Origin of the sequence: Vogesella oryzagri (assembly GCF_040148885.1) — a bacterium.
Taxonomy (GTDB): Bacteria; Pseudomonadota; Gammaproteobacteria; order Burkholderiales; family Chromobacteriaceae; genus Vogesella; species Vogesella oryzagri.
This window is the reverse complement of record NZ_JBEFLD010000002.1, coordinates 111,309-136,196: the sequence shown is the minus strand read 5'-3', so window position 1 is coordinate 136,196 and position 24,888 is coordinate 111,309. Positions and strand designations below refer to the sequence as shown.

26 protein-coding genes, 2 tRNA genes and 1 pseudogene are annotated in these 24,888 nt (G+C 61.0%); 22 read left to right on the top strand and 7 right to left on the bottom strand.

The annotated features are described in order from the left end of the window. The first annotated feature begins 28 nt into the window (after positions 1-28). Entirely contained in the window at positions 29-475 is a 447-nt protein-coding gene (locus ABNW52_RS18595; protein WP_465270721.1) for a YqaJ viral recombinase family protein, read from the top strand. Between the two features lie 166 nt (positions 476-641). On the opposite strand, the gene ABNW52_RS03310 is transcribed toward ABNW52_RS18595, so the two are convergent. Continuing rightward, a tRNA-Arg gene (locus ABNW52_RS03310) sits at positions 642-716 on the bottom strand. 176 nt (positions 717-892) lie between these two features. Between ABNW52_RS03310 and ABNW52_RS03305 the strand changes: the two genes are divergently transcribed. Then, positions 893-2,212: a tyrosine-type recombinase/integrase gene (locus ABNW52_RS03305; RefSeq protein ID WP_349583975.1), complete on the top strand. Its 1,320-nt coding sequence runs from the start codon at positions 893-895 to the stop codon at positions 2,210-2,212. Between the two features lie 242 nt (positions 2,213-2,454). Continuing rightward, complete coding sequence (locus ABNW52_RS03300) at positions 2,455-3,204, top strand: NYN domain-containing protein (protein WP_349583972.1); 750 nt, start codon at positions 2,455-2,457, stop codon at positions 3,202-3,204. 207 nt (positions 3,205-3,411) lie between these two features. Here ABNW52_RS03300 and ABNW52_RS03295 read toward each other — a convergent pair whose 3' ends face one another. After that, positions 3,412-3,918 (bottom strand): hypothetical protein, encoded by a 507-nt coding sequence (locus ABNW52_RS03295; protein ID WP_349583969.1) that lies wholly within the window; start codon positions 3,916-3,918, stop codon positions 3,412-3,414. Between the two features lie 14 nt (positions 3,919-3,932). After that, a complete protein-coding gene (locus tag ABNW52_RS03290; protein WP_349583966.1) occupies positions 3,933-4,106 on the bottom strand; it encodes a hypothetical protein in 174 nt (57 codons plus the stop codon). 453 nt (positions 4,107-4,559) lie between these two features. On the opposite strand from ABNW52_RS03290, the pseudogene ABNW52_RS03285 reads away from it, so the two are divergent. The 10 genes and pseudogenes from ABNW52_RS03285 to ABNW52_RS03240 form a co-directional block, all read left to right on the top strand. After that, positions 4,560-6,011: pseudogene (locus tag ABNW52_RS03285) on the top strand (phage tail tape measure protein); the annotation flags it as partial. A gap of 45 nt (positions 6,012-6,056) precedes the next feature. Beyond that, positions 6,057-7,250: a DNA circularization protein gene (locus ABNW52_RS03280; RefSeq protein WP_349583963.1), complete on the top strand. Its 1,194-nt coding sequence runs from the start codon at positions 6,057-6,059 to the stop codon at positions 7,248-7,250. Then, a complete protein-coding gene (locus ABNW52_RS03275) occupies positions 7,243-8,376 on the top strand; it encodes a phage baseplate assembly protein (protein WP_349583960.1) in 1,134 nt (377 codons plus the stop codon). Before ABNW52_RS03280 ends, ABNW52_RS03275 begins: the two co-directional genes overlap by 8 nt. 8 nt (positions 8,377-8,384) lie before the next feature. Further along, on the top strand, positions 8,385-8,924 hold the full coding sequence (locus tag ABNW52_RS03270; protein WP_349583957.1) for a phage baseplate assembly protein V: 540 nt from the start codon (positions 8,385-8,387) through the stop codon (positions 8,922-8,924). A gap of 2 nt (positions 8,925-8,926) precedes the next feature. After that, positions 8,927-9,343 (top strand): phage GP46 family protein, encoded by a 417-nt coding sequence (locus ABNW52_RS03265; RefSeq protein WP_349583955.1) that lies wholly within the window; start codon positions 8,927-8,929, stop codon positions 9,341-9,343. Continuing rightward, a complete protein-coding gene (locus tag ABNW52_RS03260; RefSeq protein ID WP_349583952.1) occupies positions 9,333-10,430 on the top strand; it encodes a baseplate J/gp47 family protein in 1,098 nt (365 codons plus the stop codon). The genes ABNW52_RS03265 and ABNW52_RS03260 overlap by 11 nt, the downstream gene beginning before the upstream one ends. Then, positions 10,421-11,002, top strand: a complete 582-nt coding sequence (locus tag ABNW52_RS03255; RefSeq protein ID WP_349583949.1) for a YmfQ family protein — start codon at positions 10,421-10,423, stop codon at positions 11,000-11,002. The genes ABNW52_RS03260 and ABNW52_RS03255 overlap by 10 nt, the downstream gene beginning before the upstream one ends. A gap of 4 nt (positions 11,003-11,006) precedes the next feature. Then, a complete protein-coding gene (locus ABNW52_RS03250) occupies positions 11,007-12,227 on the top strand; it encodes a gp53-like domain-containing protein (RefSeq protein ID WP_349583947.1) in 1,221 nt (406 codons plus the stop codon). A 15-nt stretch (positions 12,228-12,242) separates the two neighbouring features. Then, complete coding sequence (locus ABNW52_RS03245) at positions 12,243-12,794, top strand: hypothetical protein (RefSeq protein WP_349583944.1); 552 nt, start codon at positions 12,243-12,245, stop codon at positions 12,792-12,794. Next, complete coding sequence (locus ABNW52_RS03240) at positions 12,782-13,696, top strand: hypothetical protein (protein ID WP_349583941.1); 915 nt, start codon at positions 12,782-12,784, stop codon at positions 13,694-13,696. Before ABNW52_RS03245 ends, ABNW52_RS03240 begins: the two co-directional genes overlap by 13 nt. Positions 13,697-13,791: 95 nt before the next feature. On the opposite strand, the gene ABNW52_RS03235 is transcribed toward ABNW52_RS03240, so the two are convergent. Next, a complete protein-coding gene (locus ABNW52_RS03235) occupies positions 13,792-14,031 on the bottom strand; it encodes a hypothetical protein (RefSeq protein WP_349583940.1) in 240 nt (79 codons plus the stop codon). Between the two features lie 80 nt (positions 14,032-14,111). Here ABNW52_RS03235 and ABNW52_RS03230 point away from each other — a divergent pair, with 80 nt between their 5' ends. From ABNW52_RS03230 to ABNW52_RS03220, 3 genes are all read left to right on the top strand, one after another. Then, positions 14,112-14,669: a glycoside hydrolase family 19 protein gene (locus ABNW52_RS03230; protein WP_349583937.1), complete on the top strand. Its 558-nt coding sequence runs from the start codon at positions 14,112-14,114 to the stop codon at positions 14,667-14,669. A 2-nt stretch (positions 14,670-14,671) separates the two neighbouring features. Next, entirely contained in the window at positions 14,672-15,217 is a 546-nt protein-coding gene (locus ABNW52_RS03225) for a lysis system i-spanin subunit Rz (protein WP_349583934.1), read from the top strand. 122 nt (positions 15,218-15,339) lie between these two features. Continuing rightward, entirely contained in the window at positions 15,340-15,540 is a 201-nt protein-coding gene (locus ABNW52_RS03220) for a hypothetical protein (RefSeq protein ID WP_349583932.1), read from the top strand. 49 nt (positions 15,541-15,589) lie between these two features. Here the strand turns inward: ABNW52_RS03220 and ABNW52_RS03215 are convergent, their stop codons facing one another. From ABNW52_RS03215 to ispB, 3 genes are all read right to left on the bottom strand, one after another. Then, on the bottom strand, positions 15,590-16,303 hold the full coding sequence (locus tag ABNW52_RS03215; protein ID WP_349583929.1) for a hypothetical protein: 714 nt from the start codon (positions 16,301-16,303) through the stop codon (positions 15,590-15,592). 250 nt (positions 16,304-16,553) lie between these two features. Then, positions 16,554-16,628: transfer RNA gene (locus ABNW52_RS03210), tRNA-Arg, on the bottom strand. A gap of 105 nt (positions 16,629-16,733) precedes the next feature. After that, the gene (gene ispB / locus ABNW52_RS03205; protein WP_349583927.1) at positions 16,734-17,705 is read right to left on the bottom strand and encodes an octaprenyl diphosphate synthase; all 972 of its coding nucleotides are present in this window, start codon (positions 17,703-17,705) and stop codon (positions 16,734-16,736) included. 193 nt (positions 17,706-17,898) lie between these two features. On the opposite strand from ispB, the gene rplU reads away from it, so the two are divergent. From rplU to ABNW52_RS03175, 6 genes are all read left to right on the top strand, one after another. Then, a complete protein-coding gene (gene rplU / locus ABNW52_RS03200) occupies positions 17,899-18,210 on the top strand; it encodes a 50S ribosomal protein L21 (protein ID WP_088966256.1) in 312 nt (103 codons plus the stop codon). Between the two features lie 12 nt (positions 18,211-18,222). Next, positions 18,223-18,498 (top strand): 50S ribosomal protein L27, encoded by a 276-nt coding sequence (gene rpmA, locus ABNW52_RS03195; protein WP_088966257.1) that lies wholly within the window; start codon positions 18,223-18,225, stop codon positions 18,496-18,498. A gap of 180 nt (positions 18,499-18,678) precedes the next feature. Next, positions 18,679-19,857: a GTPase ObgE gene (gene obgE / locus ABNW52_RS03190; RefSeq protein ID WP_349583923.1), complete on the top strand. Its 1,179-nt coding sequence runs from the start codon at positions 18,679-18,681 to the stop codon at positions 19,855-19,857. 93 nt (positions 19,858-19,950) lie between these two features. Next, the gene (locus ABNW52_RS03185) at positions 19,951-21,225 is read left to right on the top strand and encodes a hypothetical protein (RefSeq protein ID WP_349583921.1); all 1,275 of its coding nucleotides are present in this window, start codon (positions 19,951-19,953) and stop codon (positions 21,223-21,225) included. After that, positions 21,225-21,950 (top strand): hypothetical protein, encoded by a 726-nt coding sequence (locus ABNW52_RS03180; protein ID WP_349583918.1) that lies wholly within the window; start codon positions 21,225-21,227, stop codon positions 21,948-21,950. The genes ABNW52_RS03185 and ABNW52_RS03180 overlap by 1 nt, the downstream gene beginning before the upstream one ends. Then, positions 21,950-24,757, top strand: a complete 2,808-nt coding sequence (locus tag ABNW52_RS03175; protein WP_349583915.1) for an AAA family ATPase — start codon at positions 21,950-21,952, stop codon at positions 24,755-24,757. Before ABNW52_RS03180 ends, ABNW52_RS03175 begins: the two co-directional genes overlap by 1 nt. The last annotated feature ends 131 nt before the right edge of the window (positions 24,758-24,888 follow it).

Here is a 24,888-nt window from a genome sequence, read left to right as displayed (position 1 = left end):
GGGCCTTATGCCGTTCTGGAGGTGTGAGATGCGAGAACGTTACGGCCAGGCCCTGCGCTTGGCATCCACTTTGGAACTGTCCCGTCAGCAGTGGCTGGCGATTCGCGGCCTGGGCATTGGTTCCTCCGATGCGGCATCCGCTGTTGGGCTGTCACCGTACAAAAGCGCGCTGACGCTGTGGTTGGAGAAGACCGGCCGCCGCGAGCCGGAAGACCTGTCTGGCAAACAGGCGGTGCTATGGGGCACGGTACTGGAACCGGTGTTGGCCAATGTCTACGCAGAACAGACCGGACGGCGGGTGCGCCGGGTCTCTTTGCCAAGAAACCGGTACTTCAATCGCCAGTACTTCGAGCCGTTGGGCATGACCAGTAGGATCAGCCCCAAGCTGTCTGCCAGCTTGGCTGGCTTGCCATCATCGCGTGGCTTGGCATTTCTGGCGGCAGAGTCAGTAAGCGGCATGGTTTATCCCTTGTAGTCTGGGGGTATAAAAAATGACTGGTTTTGCTGGTGCCCCCAAATGTACCCCCAATCTGCCCTGGCTTTCAATGGAAGTAGTTGGCCTGCTTTGGACGAAAAAAACCCGCATAGCCTTACGCTGTGCGGGTCTTGTGGATCTTGTTGGACAAACTTGGAAGGGTTTTTGGCGTCCCCAGCAGGAATCGAACCTGCAACTAGCCCTTAGGAGGGGCTTGTTATATCCATTTAACTATGGAGACGTGGCAATCAAGGCAGATGCCTTGTGTTGCGCCAATTTCCAGTGTTGGCGCGGCTTCCATCTGGTTCGCAGCTGCTTGCGTTTGTGTGAAGTAACGCGAAGTGATGCGAAGTTTTGGCGGCTTGGTGCTACGATAGTGCTACCAATAACAGGGAAGTGCTACGCGCTGTAACACCGATGGCCTCGATTATACAGATCAAAGGAAAGTGGCGAGCAACCGTCCGCATCAAACGTGGTGGTGAGCTTGTATTTCATAAGACTATGACGCATGACACCAAGCGTCTGGCGGAGCAGTGGGCGCTCGATGTCGAGGCTAAGGCGAGGACTGAAGCAGGGCTTGCCGAGTTGCTTTCGCGGGAGGGCGCGCGCGGGGTGTCGGTTCGTGATTTGATCGAGCGTTACATGCAGTACGTTGGCAAACTCAAGCCACTGGGGGCAACTAAGTCCACAGTGCTGAAGACGTTGGCGGCGTCAGAGCTGGGAGATAAGCCAGTAACAGCTGTAACGGCGGGCGTGCTGCTGGATTATTGCAATGGGCGGCGTGAGAGGCATGGAAATGGTGCGGCAACCATCTCGCAATATTTCACCTACTTGCGGCAGGTGTTCGACCTGGCAAAGCCGGTTTGGGGCGTAGGTGTTACGACTGCACCGTTCGATGAGGCGCGGCCGGTCTTGCGCAAGCTTGGGCTCATTGGTCAGGGGGCGGAGCGTGACAGGCGTCTTGAGGGTGATGAGTACAATCGGTTGCTGGGCTGGTTTGAGAACTACGACGTAACCCGGGCGCGTGGGCTGCGTATGGCGCCGGTGTTCCGCTACGCTGTGGCGATGGCGGCGAGACGTGGAGAGGTTGTCAGTATCCTGCGGGAGGATGTGGACCGGCAGGCGCGAACAGTCGTAGTGCGCAATCGTAAGGATCCTCGCAACAAAATCGGCAATGACCAGGTGCTGCCGCTACTGGGTGAGGCGTGGGATATCGTAGAGGCGCAGCTGGCCTGCCATGACGACGTGCGCGTGTTTCCTTATACCGAGATCAGTATCAGTGCCTGTTTTAAGCGTGCATGCGAGGTGCTTGGCATTGAGGACCTGCACTTTCATGACCTGAGGCACGAGGGAGCGTCCAGGTTGTTCGAGGCGGGGTACAGCATTGAGCAGGTGGCATTGGTTACAGGCCACAAGACGTGGAGCATGCTGCGTCGCTATACGCAGTTGCGGCCAGCATCGTTGCATGGATTGCCGGCTGCGGCCAATCTTGGTGGGCAGCCGGTTGTGCCAAAGGAGGATAAGAAAGTGTCGGGAATTAAGCGCAGGGTATGGATCGTGAAGACACCTGATGGCTACCTGTGCCCTCTGGATGGTGATGTTGGCTTTGCCGAGGCAGAGGAGGATGCGGGTCACTTCTTGAGCCCAGAAGAGGCGGAGGGAACGGCTGAGTTGATTGGGGGGTGGTACGAAGTGATTCGGGTGCTTGTGCCGGCGGATTCGTTGAACCGCCAGTAGGATTCCCTTGTCTGAGTTGTAGGGAAAGTGGTGTGTCATTTGTGCCTTTGTCATTTTTGTGCATTGATGTAAGGCCTTGACCTATTGCACTGCAATACATAATAATCACCTCATTCATCCCGCAGTTGTTTTTGCGGCCCCGTTGGCCTGTGCCAACGGTCAAGAATCTTCCCGCGTTAGCGGCCCCATTGGCCTGTGCTGATGGAAATCTTCCCGGAATTTACTTCCGGCCTCAGTTCCCTGTGGAATTGGGTAATCATCCTGTCGAAAGACAGCCCCGGCAGCCTGTGCTGCCGGTTTTATTTTGTGCGCTTGCTATGACAGAAGAGAAAAAGAAGTCTCGTGTCGCATGCTTTGTCGATGGATTCAACCTTTATCATGCCATCGATGAGCTGAGGGACGCGCGCAACAAACCCCTGAATCATCTGAAGTGGGTAAACTTGTGGGCACTGACCGAGAGGTTGATTCAGCAATCGAATGAAGAGGTGGTGGCTGTCTACTACTTCTCCGCTCGTGCAACCTGGTTGCCTGACTCAGTTGCCAGGCATGATCTCTATTTGCAAGCGCTTGGGTCGGTGGGCGTTAATCTGTGCATGGGCAACTTCAAGAAGAAGAAGCGATCCTGCAAGAATTGTGGCGCTACGTGGGATGGTCACGAGGAAAAAGAGAGCGACGTCAGTTTGGCACTCGCTCTGCTGAATGAGTCATGGAAAGATAGTTTCGATAAAGCTATTGTGATGACCGCAGACACGGATATTGTCCCTGTGATCAAGATGGTGAAAAGCCAATTCCCCGGCAAGACAATAGTCTCTGCTATACCTGAGAGGCGCTTCGGTAACGCTCTGGAGCTTCGCCAGAACTGTGATTCGGCTCAGCGTATCAAGCAGCAGCACATCGAAACCTCGTTGTTTCCCGAAAAAATTTCGATTGGAGGGGGCACCGAAGTTGTGCGTCCAGTAAAGTACGCTCCGCCGGTAGCGCCGGCCAAATAGAAAAGCCCCGCAATCGCGGGGCTTTTCTATTGGCAGCGCGTTGTGCCAGTGCTGCTTGCGGCCAGTCGCATGCTTCCCGTTCTGATTTGATGCGTTCGTCCAATACGCTCATGGCCGATAGTGTGCCTGATATCGCAACTGGGATGCTTTTTGCATCGTTTGGTAGTCGCGTTTTACAGGCAAGAAAAAACGCCCTGGTGGGGGCGCTTAGTTTGCTTCGCTAGCGATAGTCTTGGCGAGCTCAGGTGCTCTCTGGTGGACGATCTCACCGAGATTCTTCTTGGCGTTGGAGATCATGTTGTCCGGTGTTAGAGAGTAGATCCACAAGATCGTTGATACGACGACAACGATCGCAGCCTGAAACAGTCCGGCCAAGCCGTTTTCGAAGGTGTTGCGCCAGAAGCCTTTGTCGATTTTCTGGATTACCAAGTCATTTTTCAGAGCGAACTTGTATTTGATCAGCTCTGTTTCCATTTCTTGGTCAATGTAGCGATTGACTAGGGCGAGGGCGTCGGCACGATAGCGCCTTAGCTTGCCTGGGACGCTGTGATGGAAGTTTACGAAGACCTCATCATCCGTAGGCTCTCGGCCATGGGCTTTCTCATAGCTCTGCATCCAGGCAAGCTTTTCACCCTTATAAATTGAATAGGCGATGCGACCAATCGTGTCGTCATCGCCTTCAACCAGATCCGTGTAGGTTTGGTGTCGTGCCATAGCAGCATCGTAGGCTAGGCTTTGGCCTCTTCAGCAAGGCGTTCGCGAACGCGCTTGAAGCCAGCGTTGATCTCTGCCGCGGTGTAGCGGTGAGCGCGGATATCGTCAAGAATTTGCTGTGGGAGCTCGTCATGGCGCGACTTGCTGCGTTCCAGCAATTCAGTCAGCTTTTTGATGAGTTCGGACATGGTGCTTCCTGGATAAGATTAAAGCCCCGGAAAGCACGTGGCTGCGGGGCGGTTACTGAGAGCTGTCTGCGCTGGTTTTTCACACCGACACGGCAGCTGACACACGAATTGTGAGTGTTAAGAGCACTAAATTCAATGCGTTTGTAGTAGTGGAAATTGCACCGTCATTGGCAGGTTTCTTGCTCAAAAATGAGTCAATCTTGTGTGATGTAGCCAGCAAGCAGCATGTGGTGTTACGTAATATTTGCTGACTGTGGATTACTTGTTGATAAGCTGTTGGTAAGAATTTTTTCGTGTTGCGCATTTGCTGCGTTTTTCGCTTATTTTCCTATGCCTTCGCCTTGCTTCGCTGTGACCGTTCGTTCGCAGTGCGCAAAATTTACGCTAATTTTGAGTGCGTTTCCCCGCCCAAGTTTCGGCACGGTTTTTGTGCGTTAGTTAGCCTTCGGCTTTACGGCAGAGCAGTCCGGCGAGCAGATGGCGGCATGGCGGGCGGCCATGGGGCTGACGCAGGACGGGGTGCGGGCGCTGGCCGACCAGATCAACTATCTGGATGCCAAGGGCAACAGCTCGGCCAAAAACGTGGCGGAGGTGGTGACGCGGGTCGGCTCCATCGGCAAGGTGGCGGGGCTATCCTCCAGCACCATCGCGGCGCTGTCCGCAACCATGGATGCGGTGAAGGTGCCAACCGATGTGGCGGCCACCGGTATCAAGAACTTTGTGCTGGCGCTGACGCAGGGTAGCGCTGCAACCAAGAGCCAGAAAGACACGCTCAAGGCGCTGCGGCTGGATGCGGGCAAGGTCGCAAAGTCGATGCAGATGGATTCCAAGGGCACGGTGCTGGATGTGCTCAATCGCATCAAGTCGGTGGACCCGTCCAGGCAGGCTGCGGTGTTGTCCGAGCTGTTTGGCAAGGAAAGCATCGAGGCGATCGCGCCGTTCATCTCCAACCTTGATCTACTGAAAACCAACCTGAACCTGGTGGCGGATAGCACCGGCTACGCCAATTCGATGCAGAAGGAGTATGAGCTGCGTGCCAAGACAACGGCCAACGCGCTGCAGCTGTTCTGGAACCGGGTAACGGATGTCGGCATTGCCGTTGGTAACGTGCTGCTGCCGCCGCTCAACGAGCTGATGGCCGTGGCAGGGCCGGTGATCACCGGGCTCTCGAATATGGCCGCGGCCAACCCTTGGTTGATCAAAGGGTTGCTGGGGGCGGGGGCGGCCCTGTTGGGTATGCGGCTGGCGGCCATGGCAGCGGTGGGGGCAATGAACCTGTTCAATGCCGTGGCCAGTCTCTCGCCGGTGGGTATTGCGGTGCGTGTCCTGGCGTTGGCGGCGGGTTTTCTGCTGTCCAACTGGGGGCAGGTGGCGCCGTTCTTCACGCGGCTGTGGGATGGCATCAAACGGGTGGTGTCTACCGGGGTTAGCTTCATCAAAACCTATCTTGGCTGGACGCCGCTGGGCGTGGTGCTCAACAACTGGGAGCCGATCAAGGCGTTCTTCGGGGCGCTGTGGGATGGCTTGAAAGTGGTGTTCGACGCTGGCTGGCAGTTCATCAAATGGGGCTTCGAAAACTTCACCCCGTTGGGGCTGATCATCAAGAACTGGGAACCCATCGTGGCCTTCTTCAAGGGCATGTGGGAGCGGGTCAAGCCCTACATCGAGCCGATGATCAGCGCGGCGAAGTGGGCGGGCAATGCGGTGTCCGGTGTGGTTGGCCAGAGCCTGAATGCCGGCACCAGCATCATCAAGGGAGCAACCCAGCAGGCCAAGGCCGAGCTGACGGTGAATATCGGCAACGCCCCTCCCGGCACCCGTGTCGAGCAGCCGGCCACTACCAATGCCAAGCTGACGGTGAACCAGAACACCGGGCGCCGCGCCTTGGCATCACCAACCAGCTAATAACCCAACCCGCTTCGGCGGGTTTTTTTACGACCGGAGGGTGCCATGAGTTGGAAAGATCAACTGCGTGACGCCTCGTTCAAGGGCGTGCCGATCAAGTGGATCTCGCTGGAAGGCGAAAACGGTCGCCGCGTGGCCGGGCATGAATTCCCGCAGCGCGACAAGCCTTGGGTGGAAGACATGGGCCGCGCCACGCGGCCTTATCACTTCATGGCGGTGTGCTGTGGCGACGACTGGCTGCAGCAGCTCAACACGCTGCTGACCGTGCTGGAGGAGCCTGGCGCCGGTGAGCTGGTGCACCCGCTGTTCGGGCGGGTCAAGGTGTATGCCAAGCCGGCGCGCTGGTCGCTGAACCTGGACGACGGCGGGCGGGTGGATATCCCGCTGGAGTTCATCGAGAACGGCGATCTGCTATTCCCGGTGCCGCTCGCCAGCACGGCAGCGCCGCTGCAAAGCGCCAGTGACGACATGCTGTCTTCGGCGCAAACCATGGCCGAGCAGGCGCTGGCGGCGCTGGACCTGTCGCGCGCGGTGGTTGCCGATGTGGTGTCGGCGATGATGTCGGCAATCAAGGGCGTGAGCAATGCGGTGGGGGCGGTGCTGGATTACTTCGACAGCTGGCAGTCGCTGGTCAATACCGTGCTCACGCTGCCGGAAACAGCGGTTGGCAAGGTGCTCAGCATTCTGGAATCAGTGGATCGGGCGTTTGACCGCTACGGCGACCTGACGCGCTGGGGAATCAACCAAAGCCGTGCCATGCGCGTGCTGCGGGCGCGCAGCAAGGCACTGAGCAAGCGCAGCAACGGCACGGTGTCCACCAAGGTGGCCGGCGTGCTGGTAGGGCTGATGGCTGCCGGTGTGGCGGCCAATACCCTGCAGGCGGTTGCCACGCTGCCGACCAGCCGCCCGGCTGATAGCGGCAACCTGCCGGTGGCGGCCGATGTGGCCAGCCTGCGGCAGGACTTGTCTGGCTCGCTGTGGGCGATGGCAGACGGTGCCGAGTATGAGCAGGCGGCGTATCTGCTGGTGGTGCAGCGTGCAGCAGTGGCGCACCTCAACCAGGTGGAGGCCATTGGGCTGCAGATGCAGACCATCACGCCGCCTGCTGTCATGCCGGCGCTGGTGCTGGCCTATCGGGCGCAGGGTGATGCCGCATTGGCGGATGAGCTGCTGAGTCGTAACAACATTGTGCACCCGCTGTTCGTGCCGGTGCGGGCATTACAGGTGACCTATGACTGACGCCACAGCTGCTGCGCTTGACCCGGCAAGCCGGGTCAGCCTGACGGTGGGGGGTAATGCTTGGGAAGGCTGGACCAGCGTAGACATCACCGCCAGCCTGGACGAGCAGTGCCGGTCTTTCCAGATCGGCATTACGCGGCTGGGGCCGGGTGGCATCGATCAGGTGCCTATCCAGCATGGTGACCGCTGTCAGGTGCGCATCGGGCAGGATCTGGTGTTGACCGGCTATGTGTTTGCCACGCCCAAGGCGCATGACCCGCAGAGTACGGCTTTCGGCATTGCCGGCCGCAGCCTGACTGCCGACCTGGTGGACTGTGCCGCCATCAACAAGCCGCCGCAGTTCAAGCAGCGTTCCATGCGGGCGATTGCCACCGCGCTGGCGGCGCCCTACGGCATCACCGTGCTGAGCCAGGTGGGCGACGGCGAGGTGGTGGCCGATCACACCATCCAGCCGGGCGAAACGGTGTTCGAGAGCATCGACCGGCTGTTGAAGATTGGCCGCCTGCTTTCCACCGACGATGCCGAGGGGCGGCTGGTGCTGGCCGCGCCGGGTAGCTCCGGGCGCGCAACCGACCCGATCGAGGTTGGCCGCAATACCAAGGCCGGAGACTGCGGCTTTGATTTCAGCGACTGCTTTAGCGAATACCGCGTCATCGGCCAGCACGCCACCGGCAACCACCGCAACGGCGCTGCGGCCAACGAGGTCGCCGGCACGGCCACGGACGGTCGCATTGCCCGCAAGCGGGTGAAGGTCATCACCGAGAGCGGCAACCTCACGCCAGCCATGGCCACGTCCCGCGCGCAGTGGGAGCGCGATAACCGCATCGGCAAAGCGCTGACCACCAACTATGAGGTGGCCGGCTGGCGTCAGAGCGATGGCCGGCTGTGGCAGGTCAACCAGATCGTGCGCGTGATCGACCCGATTCTCGGCTTTGATCGCGACATGCTGGTCGTGTCCTGCAACTACCGGCTGGACGATGGTGGCTCGGTGGTGCGCATGGTAGTGGCACCGCCGGAGGGCTATCAGCCAGAGCCGCCGGCCCCGGAAAAGCGCAAGAAAAACCGCAAGAAAAAAGGCGACAAGTTTGAGTACCTGTTGCCGTCTGACTGGGAGCCCAATACATGAGAGAGGCCATGCAGCGCTTGTTCGGCCTCATCGGCCGCGGGCGTGTGACGCGCGCCAACCCGGCGCCAGCCATGCAGCAGGTGCAACTGATGCTGACGGTGGACGAGCTGAAAGACGGCATGGAGCACGCCGAGCCATTTGGCTTTACCGCCTGCCCGGAATCCGGGGCGGAGGCGCTGGCGCTGTTCCTGGGCGGCGACCGCAGTAACGGGGTGGTGATCAGCGTCAGCGACCGCCGCTACCGCCTGCGCGGGCTCAAGCCCGGGGAGTCGGCTGCCTACAACTCGGCCGGTCACACCATCGTGCTGTACCAGGATCGTATCGAGATCACTGCGCCGCGCATTGTGCTGAAGGCTGCGACAGAGGTGGTAGCCGATACGCCACTGCTGCGTGCCACCGGCCGCATCGAGGCGGCGCAAGACATTGTCGATAACACATCGGGCGGCGGCAGCTCGCTGGCTGCGGTGCGCGATGCACACAACGACCACGATCATCCTGAGAACAACGTGGCCGGTGGTAGCACCGGCAAGCCGAACCTGCAGGTCTGACCATGGAAATTCTCGTTCAACTGGATGGCAAGCCGCTGGCTGCCAGCCACGCCTACGCGCGGGCCTTGGCCATCAGCCTGTTTACCTGGCGCCGCGCCGAGCAGGGCGACCCGGTCGATGATGATTGGCAGGGTTGGTGGGCGGAAGGTCTGGACGCCGCATTGCCGGCCGGCATCGGCTCACGCTTGTGGCTGCTGTCGCGCCGGCGGCTGGATGCCGACGCCCAGCGGGACGCCCACGACTACACGCGCGAGGCGTTGCAGTGGTGGCTGGACAGCAAGCAGGCCAGTGCCGTGGATGTGATGGTGTCGCGGCTGGGTGACGATGGCCTGGCCATACGCGTGGTGATCACCCTGCGCAGTGGCAAAACCCTGACCGCCGATCTTTCTGACATTTGGAGTCTGACCCATGGCGTATGAAATCCCGACCCTGAGCCAGCTCACGCGCGATATCCGGGCTGACCTCGGGGCAGAAAACCCGGATGCGCTGCTGCGCTCCGATGCCGATGTGTACGGGCGTGCACTGGCGGCAGCAGTGCACGGCATGTACGGCTACCTGCAGTACCAGGCGCGGCAGCTGCTGCCTAGTACGGCGGCGGAGTCCACGCTGCTGGCCTGGCAGGGGCCGTTCTACCTGCGGGGCGACAAGCCCAACGCCGCGGTGCAAAGCAGCGGCCTTGCCCGCTTTACCGGTAACGTCGGCGCCCCTGTCGATGCGAATGCCGAGCTGCAGCGCGACGACGGCAGGCTGTTTGCCGTCGTGTCAGGTGGCATCGTTGGTGCTGGCGGCTATGTCGATCTGTCTATCAGGGCGGTGGAGGGTGGTTTCGACGGCGATACCGATGCCGGGGTGTGGCTAACGCTCACTGCTGGCGTGGCGGGTATTGATGCCGCGGCGCAGGTGCAGGCGGGCGGTCTGACGGGCGGGGCGGATGAAGAGGATATCGAAAGCTACCGCCAGCGCATTCTCAGTGTGACTGAGGCGGGCGCTCAGACTGGCCGCGACGTGGACTGGGAGAACTGGGCGCTGGAAGTCGCCGGGGTGACTCGTGCCTGGGCGGCACCCAAGCTGCTGGGGCTGGGCAGCATGGGGCTGTACTTCATGCGCGATGACGATGCCGACCCCTATCCGGCGCCGGCCGAATGCGAGGCGGTACGCTTGCACCTGGAGTCCACTGGTGCGCCGTGGGGGGAAATCTTCGCCATGGCGCCGGTGGCCAAGCCGGTGAACATCACGCTGCACATTGAGCCAGACACCCCTGCGATGCGGTCGGCCGTCACGGCGGCCCTGCGCGACAAGATTGCTGCGGAGGCATCGCCGGTAAAACGTGACAGCTCCGGTCGTACAGTGTTGCCGGTGGCGGGGGTGACCATCCTGCGCAGCCATCTGACTGAGGCGATCAGTGCCGCTGTCGGCGAAACCGACCACGTGCTTACGGTGCCGGCCGGCAACGTAGCGTGCGCGGTAGGTGAGCTGGCCGAGCTGGGGGTGATCACATGGACGTAAGCGATTACGAAGACGTGCTGTGGCGGCTGCTGCCGCCCGGTCCAGCGTGGTCGCGCGACAACGCTGACCTGGCTGCGTTCGTGAAAGTAGGCGCTCGGCGTCTTGCGGCGGTAGATGCTGCCGCTGCCCGGTTGCTAGATGAAGGCAATCCCTACAAAACCCTGGCCATGCTGCCGGACTGGGAGGCGGATTTCGGTCTGCCGGACAGTTGCAGTGCGGCCACGCCAACGCTTGCCGAGCGCCGTGCCACGCTGGTGGCGCGGCTGACCGATGCCGGTGGCGTGCGTATTCCACGCTTTGTACAGATAGCTGCTGCGCTCGGCTATCCCGGCGCCAGTGCCAAGCGCTTTGCCGCTCATACCTGTGAATTTAGCTGCGAAGCGCCGCTATACAGCGAGGACTGGCGCTTCACTTGGCAGCTGAATGTACCGGCCACCGCAAACGCGATAGACGGCACCTGTGAGTCCGGCGTGGAAGACCCGCTGAGCGCGTGGGGCAACACCCAGTTGAGCTGCATCCTGGCGCGTGAATGTCCGCAGCCTTCCACCGTTTTAATCAGTTACGGAGCATGACGATATGCAACGAGTAGGGACAAACCGCAACCCCGCGCTGGACAAGTTCGGTGCGGGCAAGCACGGCTTCACTGCCGGCAACTCGCAGACAGGCACCCCTGCCACCACGCCGGGGTACGAGCTTTTTGATTCGTGGCAGGAGGAGCTCTGCAGCGTAATCGAGGGCATGGGGATTGCGCTGGACAGTAACAAACGCGATCAGCTGTTGACCGCCATTCAGACCATGCAGCGTGGCAAGGCGACGGTTAACGTTGCGGGTGGCGCCGCTGTCACCCTGACTGCCGCGCAGTACAACCTGCCGATCCTGATTCTGACCGGTGCACTGACCGCCAACATCAACCTGGTGTTTCCAGCGATCAGCGGTGCGTGGATCGTGCGCAACCAGACCACCGGCGCCTTCACTATCACCTGCAAGACACAGGCCGGCACGGGTGTGGTGGTCAGCCAGGGTTTTAGCAATGCGCTGTTTGGCGATGGCACCAACATCTACGCTGAGCAGTCGGACTGGCTCAATATCGCGCTTACTGGCACGCCAACTGCGCCGACGGCGGCCGCAGGAACCAACACCACGCAGCTGGCGACCATGGCTGCAGTACAGCAAGCAGTTAATGGCAAGCTAACCAAGTCGGTGGCGGGGGGCGCAACCGTTACCTTGACAGCGACCGAGGCGGGCTACGCCATGCTGGAGCTGACTGGCGCGCTGACGGCCAACATTGCCGTCGTCGTGCCGGCGGCCAGTGGGCAGTGGATCGTCAAGAACGCCACCACTGGCGCCTATACCTTGACGGTCAAAACCGCCGCCGGCGCCGGTATCGCTGTAGTACAGGGTACAACGCAGGGTCTGTGGTGCGATGGCACCAACGTACTCGAAGCGGATGGGAATAAAGCCGACAAGGCAACTACTCTGGCGGGCTACGGCATTACTGACGCTTTGACGCTTGCGCTGTTTACGGGCGCGAATCAGTCGCTGGCAGCTTCCGGCTACCAGAAACTCCCGGGCGGGCTGATTTTTCAATGGGGAACTGTAGCCAGCGTCGCGACAACAGGGACTGCGGTTACGTTTCCCATAGCTTTCCCCACTAGCTGTCTAGCTGTCGTTAGCTCATGTAATGACGCGGCAGGTAATGCGGTCACTACGAATAACTATGGCTATAGCACAACCGGATTTACGGCTGATGCAGGCACGGCTGGTTATTCGCAGAAATACTTTGCTATTGGATTCTGATTACTAAGGATAAAAATGAGCAAATTCGCATCGAAATCTTCCCGCGGGTTTTACTCTCCGGATATTCATGGCGAGAAAATGCCGGCTGACGTGGTGGCGATTACTGACGAGCAGTATGACGATCTGATCACGGCACAGTCGGCTGGCAAGTTAATCGACTGGTCAGGGGATATGCCGCTTGCTGTTGATCCGCCGCCTCTTACAGTGCTGGAGCGGCGCCGTCTACGTCTGCTCGACATCAACATGGAGGCGGCCAGGTCGCTGTCCGTTCTGTCCTCGGCATATCCGGCCGGAGAGGTGCAGAGCTGGCCGCAGCAGACGCGCGAGGCTGAATTACTGGCTGCCGATCCGCAGGCCTTGGCGCCGCTGCTGACCGCCATTGCTGCCGCTCGTGGTCTGAGTGTGGCCGAGTTGGCTAGTCGCGTGCAGGCCAAAGTACAAGCCTACGCCATGGCCAGTGGTCAGATCATCGGCCGGCGTCAGGCGTTGGAGGATGCGTTGATGGCGGTGGATCTACAGGCGCCGGATGCTGCCGAGCAGCTGGAGGGCATTAAATGGGCGGCATGATGCTGTTCGGCTGGCTGTGGGGTGTGTTGACCTCGCGACTTAAATTGCTACTCATCCTGCTGGTCGGCCTTATTGCTGGCCTTTTTGCTGTTGGCTGGGGCTTGTTGGCAGTGTTGGTCGGCAGTGATCGTTCAGTTCGCATTGCAGTGGCGCTGGATCAGGCCGCCAACGCCGCCATCGGCGGCAGCGAAGACGAGACCATCAGCAGCCGCGCGGCCAAGGGCGCGCGGGCAGGGCGCTGGCATTGGTGCATCCTGTGCCGTCTGCTGGACTGGATCGACCCCGGTCACTGCGAAAAATCAATCGAGCCCGATGAGGGCAAACCAGCCCCGGCCATCCGCCGGGGCTTTCCATTTGGGGGTGGTATGGCAGTAACCGTTAAACGCAAGGCATGGCTGTTCTTGGGGGCGATGCTGGCCAGTACGCTGGCTTTTTTTGCTTTCCGCAATCTGGCCGGCGTAGCGATCGCTGCAGTGCTGTCCGGGCTGAGCGCCAGTGCTCTGGCCTCCTCGGCGGGCGCGGCAGGTGGCAAGGCCGCGGGGGTGCATTTCCCTGCCTTCATCGGTGCATTTGCCGGAAGCCTGTTGCTGTGGGTGCAGCTGCGTGGCCGCCCGCTGGTGGACAAAGTGGTGCTAGTGCTCGGCGCGTTCCTGGCGGCTTACTACGGTGGTCAGCTGGCGGTGGAAGTCTGGCCGCAGCTTGGAGCCGGCGGGGTGGGGGTGGCCGGCACAGTCTGCGCCTGCCTGATCGTGCCGCTGCTGGAGGCGGTGCTGGCGCTGCTGAAGGATATTGCCTGGATCAAGCGGCTGATTTCCAGCCGGCTGGGGGCCAAGGATGCTGCGCCGCAACCGCCATCCACAGAAACGGTGGATAACCCTGTGAGCGACAGAGCGGCCAGCTAGCCCCGCTGCTGTCGGCGTCATACTTGATTAATATTTAATCAGCTCAGACCTATGGCAAGTGGGCCCGGTGCGCAGGTGGGTTGGCGGAGTTGTGCTTAGAAGTTGCGCACGGTCAGCACTGTGATGCCCAGCATCAGGATCACGATGCGGGCCAACCAGCCTGTGCCGCGCGCTCTGGCGCGGGCTTCCCGCTCAGTGCCGCATTCCATTCGGGCGCGGTAGAGCGCGGCCTGGTAAACAACAATGTCCAGAATCGCGGCCCCAAAGAAAACTATCAGATAAGGCATCACTGTACCGAGTAACTGATTCAGTGCTTGCTGGCCAACCGTTTCCATTTGTTGATCCTAGTTCGTTTCACCCAATCATCATGTTAGCAGCCCCGCCAAGAGCGGGGCTTTTTTATTGCGGAGTGCATATGCCACTGCTAACCACCGAGAATCAGCTGTCGCTGATCCTGCCCCTCGCCAAGCCCGCCGCCGTGCGGGCTTTTTTGCGGCCGTTGATTGACGCCATGGTGGCGTATTCCATCAATACCGTGGCGCGGCAGGCGGCGTTTCTGGCACAGATCGGTCACGAGTCTGGCCAATTCAATTACGTGCGCGAGCTGGGGGGCAATGCCTACCTGGCAAAGTACGACACCGGCAAGCTGGCCGCGCAGCTGGGCAACACGCCTGCGGCGGATGGTGATGGCCAGCTGTATTGCGGGCGCGGGCTGATCCAGATTACAGGCCGTCGCAATTACGAGCTGTGTGGGCTGGCGCTGGACCTGGACTTGATCGGCAAGCCTCAGCTGCTAGAACAGCCGGCCTATGCCGCGCTGTCTGCCGCCTGGTACTGGCAAAACAACGGGCTCAACGAACTGGCGGACAAAGGGGCATTCGACGCCATCACCCGCCGAATCAATGGTGGCCAGAATGGCCGTGACGACCGCCGTGCCATCTGGTCGCGGGCAGGGCAGATTCTGAAAGGCTGATTATGTGGAGAAAAGTCATTCCCTGGCTGGCGCTGTTGGGCGTGCTGGCCGGCACGCACTGGCTGACGTACGGCCACGGCAAAGCCGTGGTGACGCTCGCTCGTGATCTGGCTGATGCCGAGCGTGAGCGCAACAACAACGCCACCATCAACGATCTGCAGCAGCAGCTGCGTCGCAATGAGTCTGCCGGCGCCGCCAAGCTGTTGGCCGCTGAGACTCGCTACCGTGAAGGACTACTTAATGTACAAGCCGAAAAAAACCGCATTCTTGCTGACCATGCTGCTGGCCGGCTGCGCCTGTCAGTCCCCGTCAAGCCTGCCAGCTGCCCAGCTGCAGGCGTTGCGGCCAACCTTGCCGAAGGCGGAGCCGATCCAGCGCCACGAGCCGAGCTTTCTGACGCGGCTACAGAGTTTCTTGTCGGACTCGCCAGCGAAGCAGACGCCGTAGCAGTGGAGCTGAACCGGTGTGTTGACCGGCTCGAAGTGCAGTGGCCTCTACCACAGAGTAACCCCATGTCAACCCTGAAAATTATGCAAGAAACCCCATAAATTCGGACTTGATATTCGGATTTCGTAGGGTAGTTTGGTTGGTGTTGGGGGTTGTGGTGACTTTGTTGACCCGCCGCAAACCGCATGTAAAGGTTCGATGAATAACGGATAGGGAGTCGTCAATGAAGCGTAAGGGGTTGAGTGGTCTGGATGCTCGTGATCTGATTAATCACAGTGTGTCCTTTGCCGATAGGATGTGCGTCCTGGTCAAGTGCATGAGCGTTGCTGATGCTGCAGACATGTCAGTCATGCTTGATCTCGCTCGTGATCAGGTGGAGTCGTATGGGCAGATTTTTGATGACTACCAGCAGAAGGTCGCCTAATAAAAAGCCCCGGCAGCGTACAGGGTGCCGGGGCTTTTTTGTTGCTGATTTAGGCGTGCGGTGAACCTATATTTTGCGTTTGTATGTCATTGTGTAATGATTTTGTTTTATGTTTTGGGAGCCAGTTTTTGTAATGCAGCGGAGATTTTATTGAGTAAATCCCTTGGTGCATGTTGTCAAAGCCTCGAACGATTAAATATACGCTTGCAGTAAGTATTATTAGCAAGTAATTTGTGTTGAATATTCCGGAAAGTGAGCTTTGTGACTTTGAGATGGCTACAACGATTCCGCATAGAGATTCGCTTAGGCCGTACCAAAACCTGAATTTTAGTCTGAATATAAAAAGAAAACTTGCAACAATAGTAACAATGATTACTTGAGAAAAAACCGGATTTCCAATGAATATTTCAACGATCTGCTGTGCTACTTTGGACCAGTTGTCTTTTGCCGCTAGAAAAAATGATGTCAATAAAAACCCAACAAATGTACCTGATAGCAAATCAAAACCTTCTCTTATAGAACTGCTTTGATTGTCTGGCCTTTGTGGTGCATCAGCTGCATTTGCTGGGTCAAATATCATTATTGGTATTGATATTAAGACGCTGGCAAAGAAAATGCTCGATTTTGTATAATTGCCAAGCGCGTAAAAAATTGATGCTATTTCCACTGCGATGGCAGTGGAAAATATTATTATAAAAATAACAATAGCAGATATGTCTGCTATTTTCCTTATGGCTGAAAATTGCTCTTTATGTTCATTCATTTCGGATTTTTTTGATGGTGATGTGTGGTTATTCTGCAAGGTTCTGCGTTGAATGAGTTCGTGTGGCTGCTCGGCGGTATAGTAAAAATGAAATAAAATTTTGGATGGTGTATTGCCAAGCTTCTTTTATGGGGCCGGCACATGTTCTATGTGATCTGCATGGTAGTCAACAGTGTGAACTGTAGCTGGCGCGCAGTAGGATGCAAAAAAAGACCCCCTGTGCCTCTCGGCGTAGGGGGTCTTTTTTCGTTGGCGCTCCCGACAGGAATCGAACCTGTATCTGCCGCTTAGGAGGCGGCCGTTCTATCCGTTGAACTACGGCAGCGCTATGAAAGTGCTACACGGCAACGGCGTCGGCGTGTAACTTCATGAAATAGAACGTTATTTCTTTCCGGTAAATCCCATTAACTATGGAGACGTCGGTGCAAAATCAGGCGTCGCGGGCCACCGATAGTTCGGCGATTTCCGCCAGCGCGCGCTTGTAGTCGCCTTCCGGCAGCGGTGCCAGCGCGGCGATGGCAGCAGCGGCGGCTTTTTCCGCCTCGCGGCGGGCGTAGTCCAGCGCGCCGCAGGATTGTACCGCAGCCAGTACCTCGCTGAAGCGCTCGCGGTTGGCAGCTTCCAGCGCTTCGCGCACCACGGTGGCCGCTGCGGCCGGGCCCTGGCGCATGGTGTAGATCAGCGGCAGGGTGGGTTTGCCTTCGGCCAGGTCGTCACCCAGGCTCTTGCCGATGGTGGCGGCATCACCGCTGTAGTCCAGCACGTCGTCGATGATCTGGAACGCGGTGCCCAGGTGCATGCCGTATGCGGCCAGCGCCTGCTCCTGTTCCGGCGCGGCATCGGCAATGATGGCGCCGACGCGGGTGGCGGCTTCGAACAGCTTGGCGGTCTTGTACTGGATCACCTGCAGGTATTGTTGTTCACTGACATCCACGTTGCCGATGTTCAGCAGCTGCAGCACTTCCCCTTCGGCGATGATGTTGGTGGCGTCGGCCATCACCTGCAGGATGCGCAGGCTGCCGCTTTCCACCATCATCTGGAAGGCGCGGGTGTACAGGAAATCGCCCACCAGCACGCTGGCCGCATTGCCGAACATGGCGTTGGCGGTTTCGCGGCCGCGGCGCATGTCCGACTCGTCCACCACGTCGTCGTGCAGCAGGGTGGCGGTGTGGATGCATTCGATCATCGCCGCCAGGCTGTGCAGATGCGGGCCGTTGTAATCCAGCGCGCGACCAGCCAGCAGGGTCAGCATCGGACGCAGGCGCTTGCCGCCGGCGCTGATGATGTACTCGGCTACCTGGCGGATCAGGACAACATCGGAATGCAGACGGGTGCGGATGGCCTGGTCGACGGCGTTCATGTCGTCGGCAACCAGGGAGCGGAACAGCGGAGTGTTGGACATCGCGGCCGGATTCTTGAAAGGGTTGGGCTGGAAAACCGCGCGATATTAGCAGAGATGCATGCCTTGTTGCCACGTCTGGCCACGGCGCAGGGCTGGATTTCGGCAAAAAGTTGACGACATTCAGAGACTTGCGTATAGTCGCGTGTTCCTTGCGCACCTGGCGCCAAGGAAAGAACATTTAGGAGCTATACGAATGTATGCGGTCGTAAAAACTGGCGGCAAACAGTACAAAGTTGCCGTTGGCGAAAAACTCAAAGTAGAACAGATACCTGCAGACATCGACAGCCAAATCGTACTGGAAGAAGTGCTGATGGTTGTGGACGGTGATCAGGTTTCCGTAGGTGCCCCGCTGGTATCCGGCGCTAAAGTGCAGGCTACCGTAGTTGCCCACGGTCGTGGCGATAAGGTACGTATCTTCAAGATGCGTCGCCGTAAGCACTACCAGAAGCACCAAGGTCACCGTCAGAACTACACCGAAATCCGTATCGACGCGATTTCCAAGTAAGGATAAACAGACATGGCACACAAGAAAGCAGGCGGTAGCTCCCGCAACGGCCGTGATTCCGAAGCCAAACGCCTGGGCGTGAAAGCCTACGGTGGCGAGCTGATTCCGGCAGGTTCCATCATCGTTCGTCAGCGTGGCACCAAGTTCCACGCTGGTGAAAACGTTGGCATGGGCAAAGATCACACCCTGTTCGCCAAGGTAGACGGTTATGTTGCATTCGCTGTTAAAGGCGCATTCAACCGCAAAACCGTTACCGTTGTACCGTACACCGGTGTAGACGCTGAGTAATCTCGCGTCCACGACAGAAAGCCCTATCCTGCGATAGGGCTTTTTTGTTTCGCACAATTGTTCCCGCAATGAGTCATCACGCGAGGCGTGAGGCGCAAGCGGCTGCGGCCAACGTTGCAGCAACGGCCAGATGGCGGCCGTTTGCGCCTGACTCCTCGGCAAGTTTGGAGGTAGTACCCAATGAAATTCATCGACGAAGCCCGCATCGAAGTGCGCGGCGGCAAGGGCGGTAACGGTTGCGCCAGCTTCCGCCGTGAAAAATTCGTGCCGCGCGGCGGCCCGGATGGTGGCGATGGTGGCCGTGGCGGCAGCGTGATCGCCATTGCCGACGAAAACATCAACACCCTGGTGGAATACCGTTTCGTTAAGAAATACCTGGGCGGCAACGGCGAAAACGGCCGTGGCGCCGACTGCTACGGCAAGGGCTCGGAAGACATCTACCTGCGCATGCCGGTAGGCACCCAGATCATCGACATCGACAGCGACGAAGTGCTGGCCGACCTGACCTTCAACGGCCAGGAAGTGATTCTGGCCAAGGGCGGCCGTGGCGGCATGGGCAACATCCACTTCAAGAGCTCGGTGAACCGCGCCCCGCGCCAGTTCACCCGTGGCGAAGAAGGCGATATCCGCAACCTGCGCCTGGAGCTGAAAGTGCTGGCCGACGTCGGCCTGCTGGGCATGCCCAACGCCGGCAAGTCCACCTTCATCCGCGCGGTATCTGCCGCCAAGCCGAAAGTGGCCGATTACCCGTTCACCACCCTGCACCCCAACCTGGGGGTGGTGCGCATGGACGACACCTCCAGCTTCGTGATCGCCGACATCCCCGGCCTGATCGAGGGTGCGGCCGAAGGCGCCGGCCTCGGCCACCGCTTCCTCAAGCACCTGCAACGTACCGGCATCCTGCTGCATCTGGTGGATCTGGCACCGTTCGACCCGGATACCGACCCGGTGCAGGAAGCCCGCGCCATCGTCGAAGAGCTGAAGAAGTACGATGCCGAGCTGTACGACAAGCCGCGCTGGCTGGTGCTGAACAAGGTGGACATGCTGGACGAGTCCGAGCGCGAAGAGAAGGTGCAAGCCTTCCTGGATGCCTACGAATGGCCGCAGGCCAAGCCGGACGACCGCTTCGGCTTCGACATGAACGCGCCGCGCTACTTCGTGATCTCCGGTCTGACCGGTGAAGGCACCCGCGACCTGGTATTCGCCATGAACGAATACATCAAGGTACTGCGCGAAGCCGCACGCAAGGCACGCCAGGAAGCGGAAGAAGCCGAACGCGCACTCAAGCTGGCCAAGGCTGCCGCCGCGGTGATCCAGCCGGTGGCTGCCGGCGACGAGTCCGCCCCGGGTGCCGAGTAAGCTTGCGGCCAAGCCCGCAGCGTGTGGCCTGTCATTGACTAGCCAGCGCTGCAAACCAGACAATCCGGTCTTTGCAGACCGGATTGTTTGCTTTTGAACTCCCTAGCCGAATTCTTCCGCCCCGACATCGCGCCGGACACGCTGCCGCAGCTGAACAAGCTGACGGCGGCCTGGCCGTACCTGGCGGTGTTCGTCACCCTGTTCCGCGGTGGCGAGGAGGAGGTGCTGATGCGCCTCTTGGTGCTGCGCGAGCTGGGCAGCCGCGCCGATGTACCGTACTGGACGCCGCAGGAAATCGCACAGCGCTTTGCCTACCTTAACGATACCAAGCTGAACACCATCCTCGGCCGCCTGCGCGAGGGCGATCTGCTGGTCTACGACAGCGACAGCGGCCGCTACGCCTTGAGCGAAGGCGCGCGCGTGGCACTGTCGGCGCTGGCCACGCTGCTGGATTTTGCCGGCGACGACGTGGAGCTGGGCTACCTCACCAGCCAGGTGGCCGCCGGCCAGGCAGTGGGGCAGGTATCGGAAGAGGCGATGCAGCACCTGCTGGCGCGCCTTACCGAGCTGCACGACGAATTCGCCGACGCGCTGGAATCGCAATCGGAGTTCCGCATCCGCGCCGCGCAGCACCGGCTGGAGTCGGTGTGGCGCTGGGTGCAGAAATCCACCGACGTGGTGCGCGGCCTGACCCAGGACGAGCGCCTGACGCTGCTGACGCTGACCCAGGCGCAGGCCATCGCGCTGGCGCAGAGCCGCATGCTGGCGCTGGCCGGCACCTTCGAGCGCCGGCTGGCGCAGTTGGCCGCCCAGCGCGTGCACCTGGGCAACTCCGGGCTTACCTCCACCGACATCGCCGACTTCCTGCGCCGTCAGGGCAGTGCCTGGCTGGCCAATCTGGCCAACGGCCCGCTGGCGCTGGGGGTGGAGCCGGCCTTCCTGTCCACGCCGGAGCTGGGCGACGTGGCCGAGTTCGAACTGCTGGGCCGCGAGCGCGCCCGCGCCGAGGACAGCACGCTGCCGCAGGCAGCCACGGCCGAGGATGCCGACGCGCCGGAACTGGAGCGCCTCTTGGAAGCGGAAACGCTGTACGACAGCCTGCTGGAAATGGGGCTGCAGCTGGGTGCGGATAGCGACGGCTTCCCCATCGCCGATGCGGTGCTGGCCGACAGCTACAACGAAACTGCCTACCGCCTGTCGCTGCTGTCGCTGCTGGGCGACCCGGAAACCAGCAACGATGCCAGCGTGGTTGCCGCACTGGCACGGCTGCCCTATCAGCTGGCGGGCGGCGACGACATTCTTCATCTCGATCACCCGGAAGTCGCCACCCTGTCGGATGCGCGGCTTCTGGCCAACAAGGCCGGATAATGGACCAAGCCGTAGCCACACTTACCGCGCGCCTCCTGGCGCACCGCGTGCTGCCGCGCAGCGACGCCCTGGCGCGCCGCGCGCTGCTGGATGAAAACTTCCGCCACGATCTGGACCAGCAGCTGGCCGCCGTCGGCCTGCAGCTGCTGGAGAACCCCTACGCCGAACACATCGCCGTGGCCCTATTGCCGGCGATGACCGAGCCGGTATTCGGCAGCGGCGAAGCCTGGCTCAACAACAACCTCGGCCTGCCGCGCGACGGCGTGGCGCTGCTGGTGATCGTGTGGGCGCTGATCATCCTACCCAAGCGCGAGCGGCAGCTGGCGCGGGTGGAAGCCGGGCGCGAGAACCAGAGCGACATGTTCGGCGAGCAGAAGCCGCTGCCGACCGGCGACAGCGTATCGGTGGGCATCTCCGAAGACGCACTGTATGCCGACTTCGGCAAGCAGCTGGGCGGCCGTACCCGTTTCAACGCCAACCTGGGCCGGCTGGTTAACCTGGGTTTTCTGCAGCGGCGCAACCGCTGGCTGGTGGAAGGCCCGATGCTGGACCTGATGATCGACTACAGCCAACTGGCACCGCGCATCATCGAAGGCGCACTGGCCGAGGTGCTGGGCCGCCGCAGCCAGCTGGCGCAGGTGCTGGACGAGGCCACGCTGGCCGCAGCCGAAACTGGCGAGCAAGTAGAAGCACACACCGAGCAACCCACCGCAGAGGACGCCTGATGTTCCAGATGCAATCGATCGAAATGGTGCACTGGGATTTCTGGCAGCGCCTGTCCGTGCCGCTGGATGCGCAGATCGTCACCATCATCGGCCCCAACGGCTCCGGCAAGACCACGCTGCTGGATGCGCTGCGCACCCTGCTGGCCATCAAGTGCTCCGGCAAACGCGACTACAAGCGCTACGTGCGCAACAACCGCGAGTCGTTCGCCTACCTGCGCGGCGTGGTGGACAACCCGCGCCGGCTGTCCGGGCTGTACCCCACGCCGTTCTTTCCGCTCACCAGCGAGCAGGTCACCCTGTTGTGCCGCATCAAGAAGCAGGGCGGCGACTGGGTGCGCCACTACGCCATCGCCGAAGGCGACATGGCGCTGGATGCGGTGCTGGCCGACGACAGCCTGCAATGGCTGGGGGTGCAGGAGTACAAGCGCCGGCTGGAAGCCGCCGGGCTGACGCCGGCAGTGGGCGAGGTGCTGGCGCTGGAGCAGGGCGATACCGACAAGCTCACCGAGTACAGCCCGCGCCAGCTGCTGGACCTGGTGTTTCAGGTGTTTGGCGACAAGGACGTGCTGGCCAACTACCAGCGCGCCCGCGACGAGCAGAAAGCCGCCGAGGCCGAGCTGGCAGCGCTGGTGCGGCAGCAGGAAGGGCTGGAAACCCGGGTCGAGGCGATGCGCAGCCGCGCCGGCCGCTACCTGGAATGGGTCGGCATCCAGAAACGGGTGACCCGTCTGCGCGACGAGGCGTTGCCGGTACTGGGGCTGATCGATGGCCGCAGCCAGCTGGGCAAGAGCTGGCTGGACTACCGCCGCGCGCAGCACGGCTTCCACGGCCAGCTGGCACAGCGCCGCGACACGCTGGCGCTGGTGACTACGCTGCGCGATGCCGAGGCTGCCGCGCAGGCGGCACGCGATGCCGCCGAGACAGTGCGCGTCGAGGCGCAGACCGCCTTCATGCAGGCGCGCGACGCCGAGCGCGACGTGGCCAGCCAACTGAAGGAGCGCGACCGCCTGCAGGCGCTGTCCAGCCGCGAGTACGGCGAGGACGCACTGCAGTTGGCGCACAAGTTGGCCGCATTGCGTGACGGCAACGAGCAGCTGAAAAACGAGCTGAAGGCGCACAAGCTGCAGCGCGACGGGCTGATGGGTGAGCTGGCCGCGCTGGAAGGCGGCAAGCAGCGCGCACCGGAAGACGTGCGCGCCTTCCGCGCCGAGCTGGACGACGCCGGCATCGGCCACACCATGCTGGCCGACATCGTGGAAGTCACCGACAGCCGCTGGCAGGGCGCGGTGGAAGCACTGCTCAAGCCCTACCGCCAGGTGGTGCTGCTGAACGATCCGACCGACCGCCGTGCCGCCTGGCAGCTGGGCGAGAAGCTGCGCTACCGCCACTTCGTGGTGCCGGACACCACCGCCGCGCCGCGTGCGCGCAGCGGCAGCCTGCTGGAAGTGGTGCGCTTTGCGGCCAACGCCCCGGAGTGGCTGCACTCGCAGCTCAACCGCGTCAGCCGTGTAGCGGACGTGAAAGAGGGTGCGCAGCAGGACGGCGACTGGATCACGCCGGAAGGCTACTTCCGCGAGCGCCGTGGCGCGCGCCACATCGGCGTGCCGGCCTACGACTACGCCTTTGGCGAAGCGGCGCGCCAGGCGCGGCTGCTGGGCCTGCGCGACGAGCTGAAGGCGCTGAACGTGCGCGTGCTGCGCGACGAGGAACAACTGGTGACCGCCAGCCGCGAGGCGGCGCAGCTGGCCGACTACCTGTCGGGCATGGACGCCATCCGCCTGCTGGACAGCCGCGCCGAGGAGTTTTCTGCCCTGGCGGCGCAGGCCGAATCGCTGAAGCAGGCGGTGGCCGAGGCCGGCGAAAGGTTGGCCGCAGCCCAGGCCGAACGTGACGCCGCCGAGCAGCGCTACAGCGATGCCCGCCTGGCGCACGACCGAGTCTGCCAGCGCGAGCAGGACAGCCTGAACAAGCTGGCCATCGCCCGTAGTGATGCCGAGCAGGCGCGCCGCAGCCTGCGCCGGTGTCTGGCCGAGCTGCGCGACTGCCGCGCCCACCTGCCGGCGGCCGCGCAGGATGAAGCCTACGTGGCACAGCTGGCCGACGAGTTCGAATCCGCCGCCGACGTGCGCCACGAGATCCACTACCTGGAAGAAAAACTCGCCAGCGGCGACTGGGAAATGGACGACGCGGTGCTGCAGTTGAAGGACAAGTTGCAGGAAGACCTGAGCAGCCTGACGCGCGACTGCCAGCGCCGCCAGGCCGAGGTGGAACGCGCCGCGGCGCTGACCCACGACGCGCGCGACGCCTACATCGGCAAGCTGCGCGCCACGGTGCGCGCCTATGCGGCCAACGTGAAACGGCTGGGCGAACTGGCCGGCATCGGCGTGGAGGTGGAGCTGCCGCAGCTGTCCAACGACGATACCGTGCTGGCGCAGGCCGGGCTGGTGCTGAAGTTCAACTTCGACCAGAAGGGCATGATGGGCATGAACGACGGCGAAGCGTCTGGCGGCCAGCAGGTGATGAAGTCGCTGATCCTGCTGATCGGCCTGATGATGGACGAGGCCAACCCGTCCGGCTTCGTGTTCATCGACGAGCCGTTTGCACACCTGGACATCTTCAACATCGACCGCGTGGCCGGCTTCCTCAAGGCTACCGAGGCGCAGTACCTGATCACCACGCCCAACACCCACAACATCAACATCTTCGCGCCCTCCGGCCTCACCCTGGCCACGCGCAAGAAGCGCCCCGGCGAGCCGTGGGCGCCGCCGATACTACAGACCCGCCGCCGCGTGGAAGCGGCATCGTAAGCACAACGCCCCGGCCAGCCGGGGCGTTGTTGTATTGCGGCAGGCGCTAGTCTTTTCTCATTTTATTGATCTGGTGACTTTGCCGTTGGTATATCCGTATGCCATGATGCGCTCCCGATTATGAAGCAAGG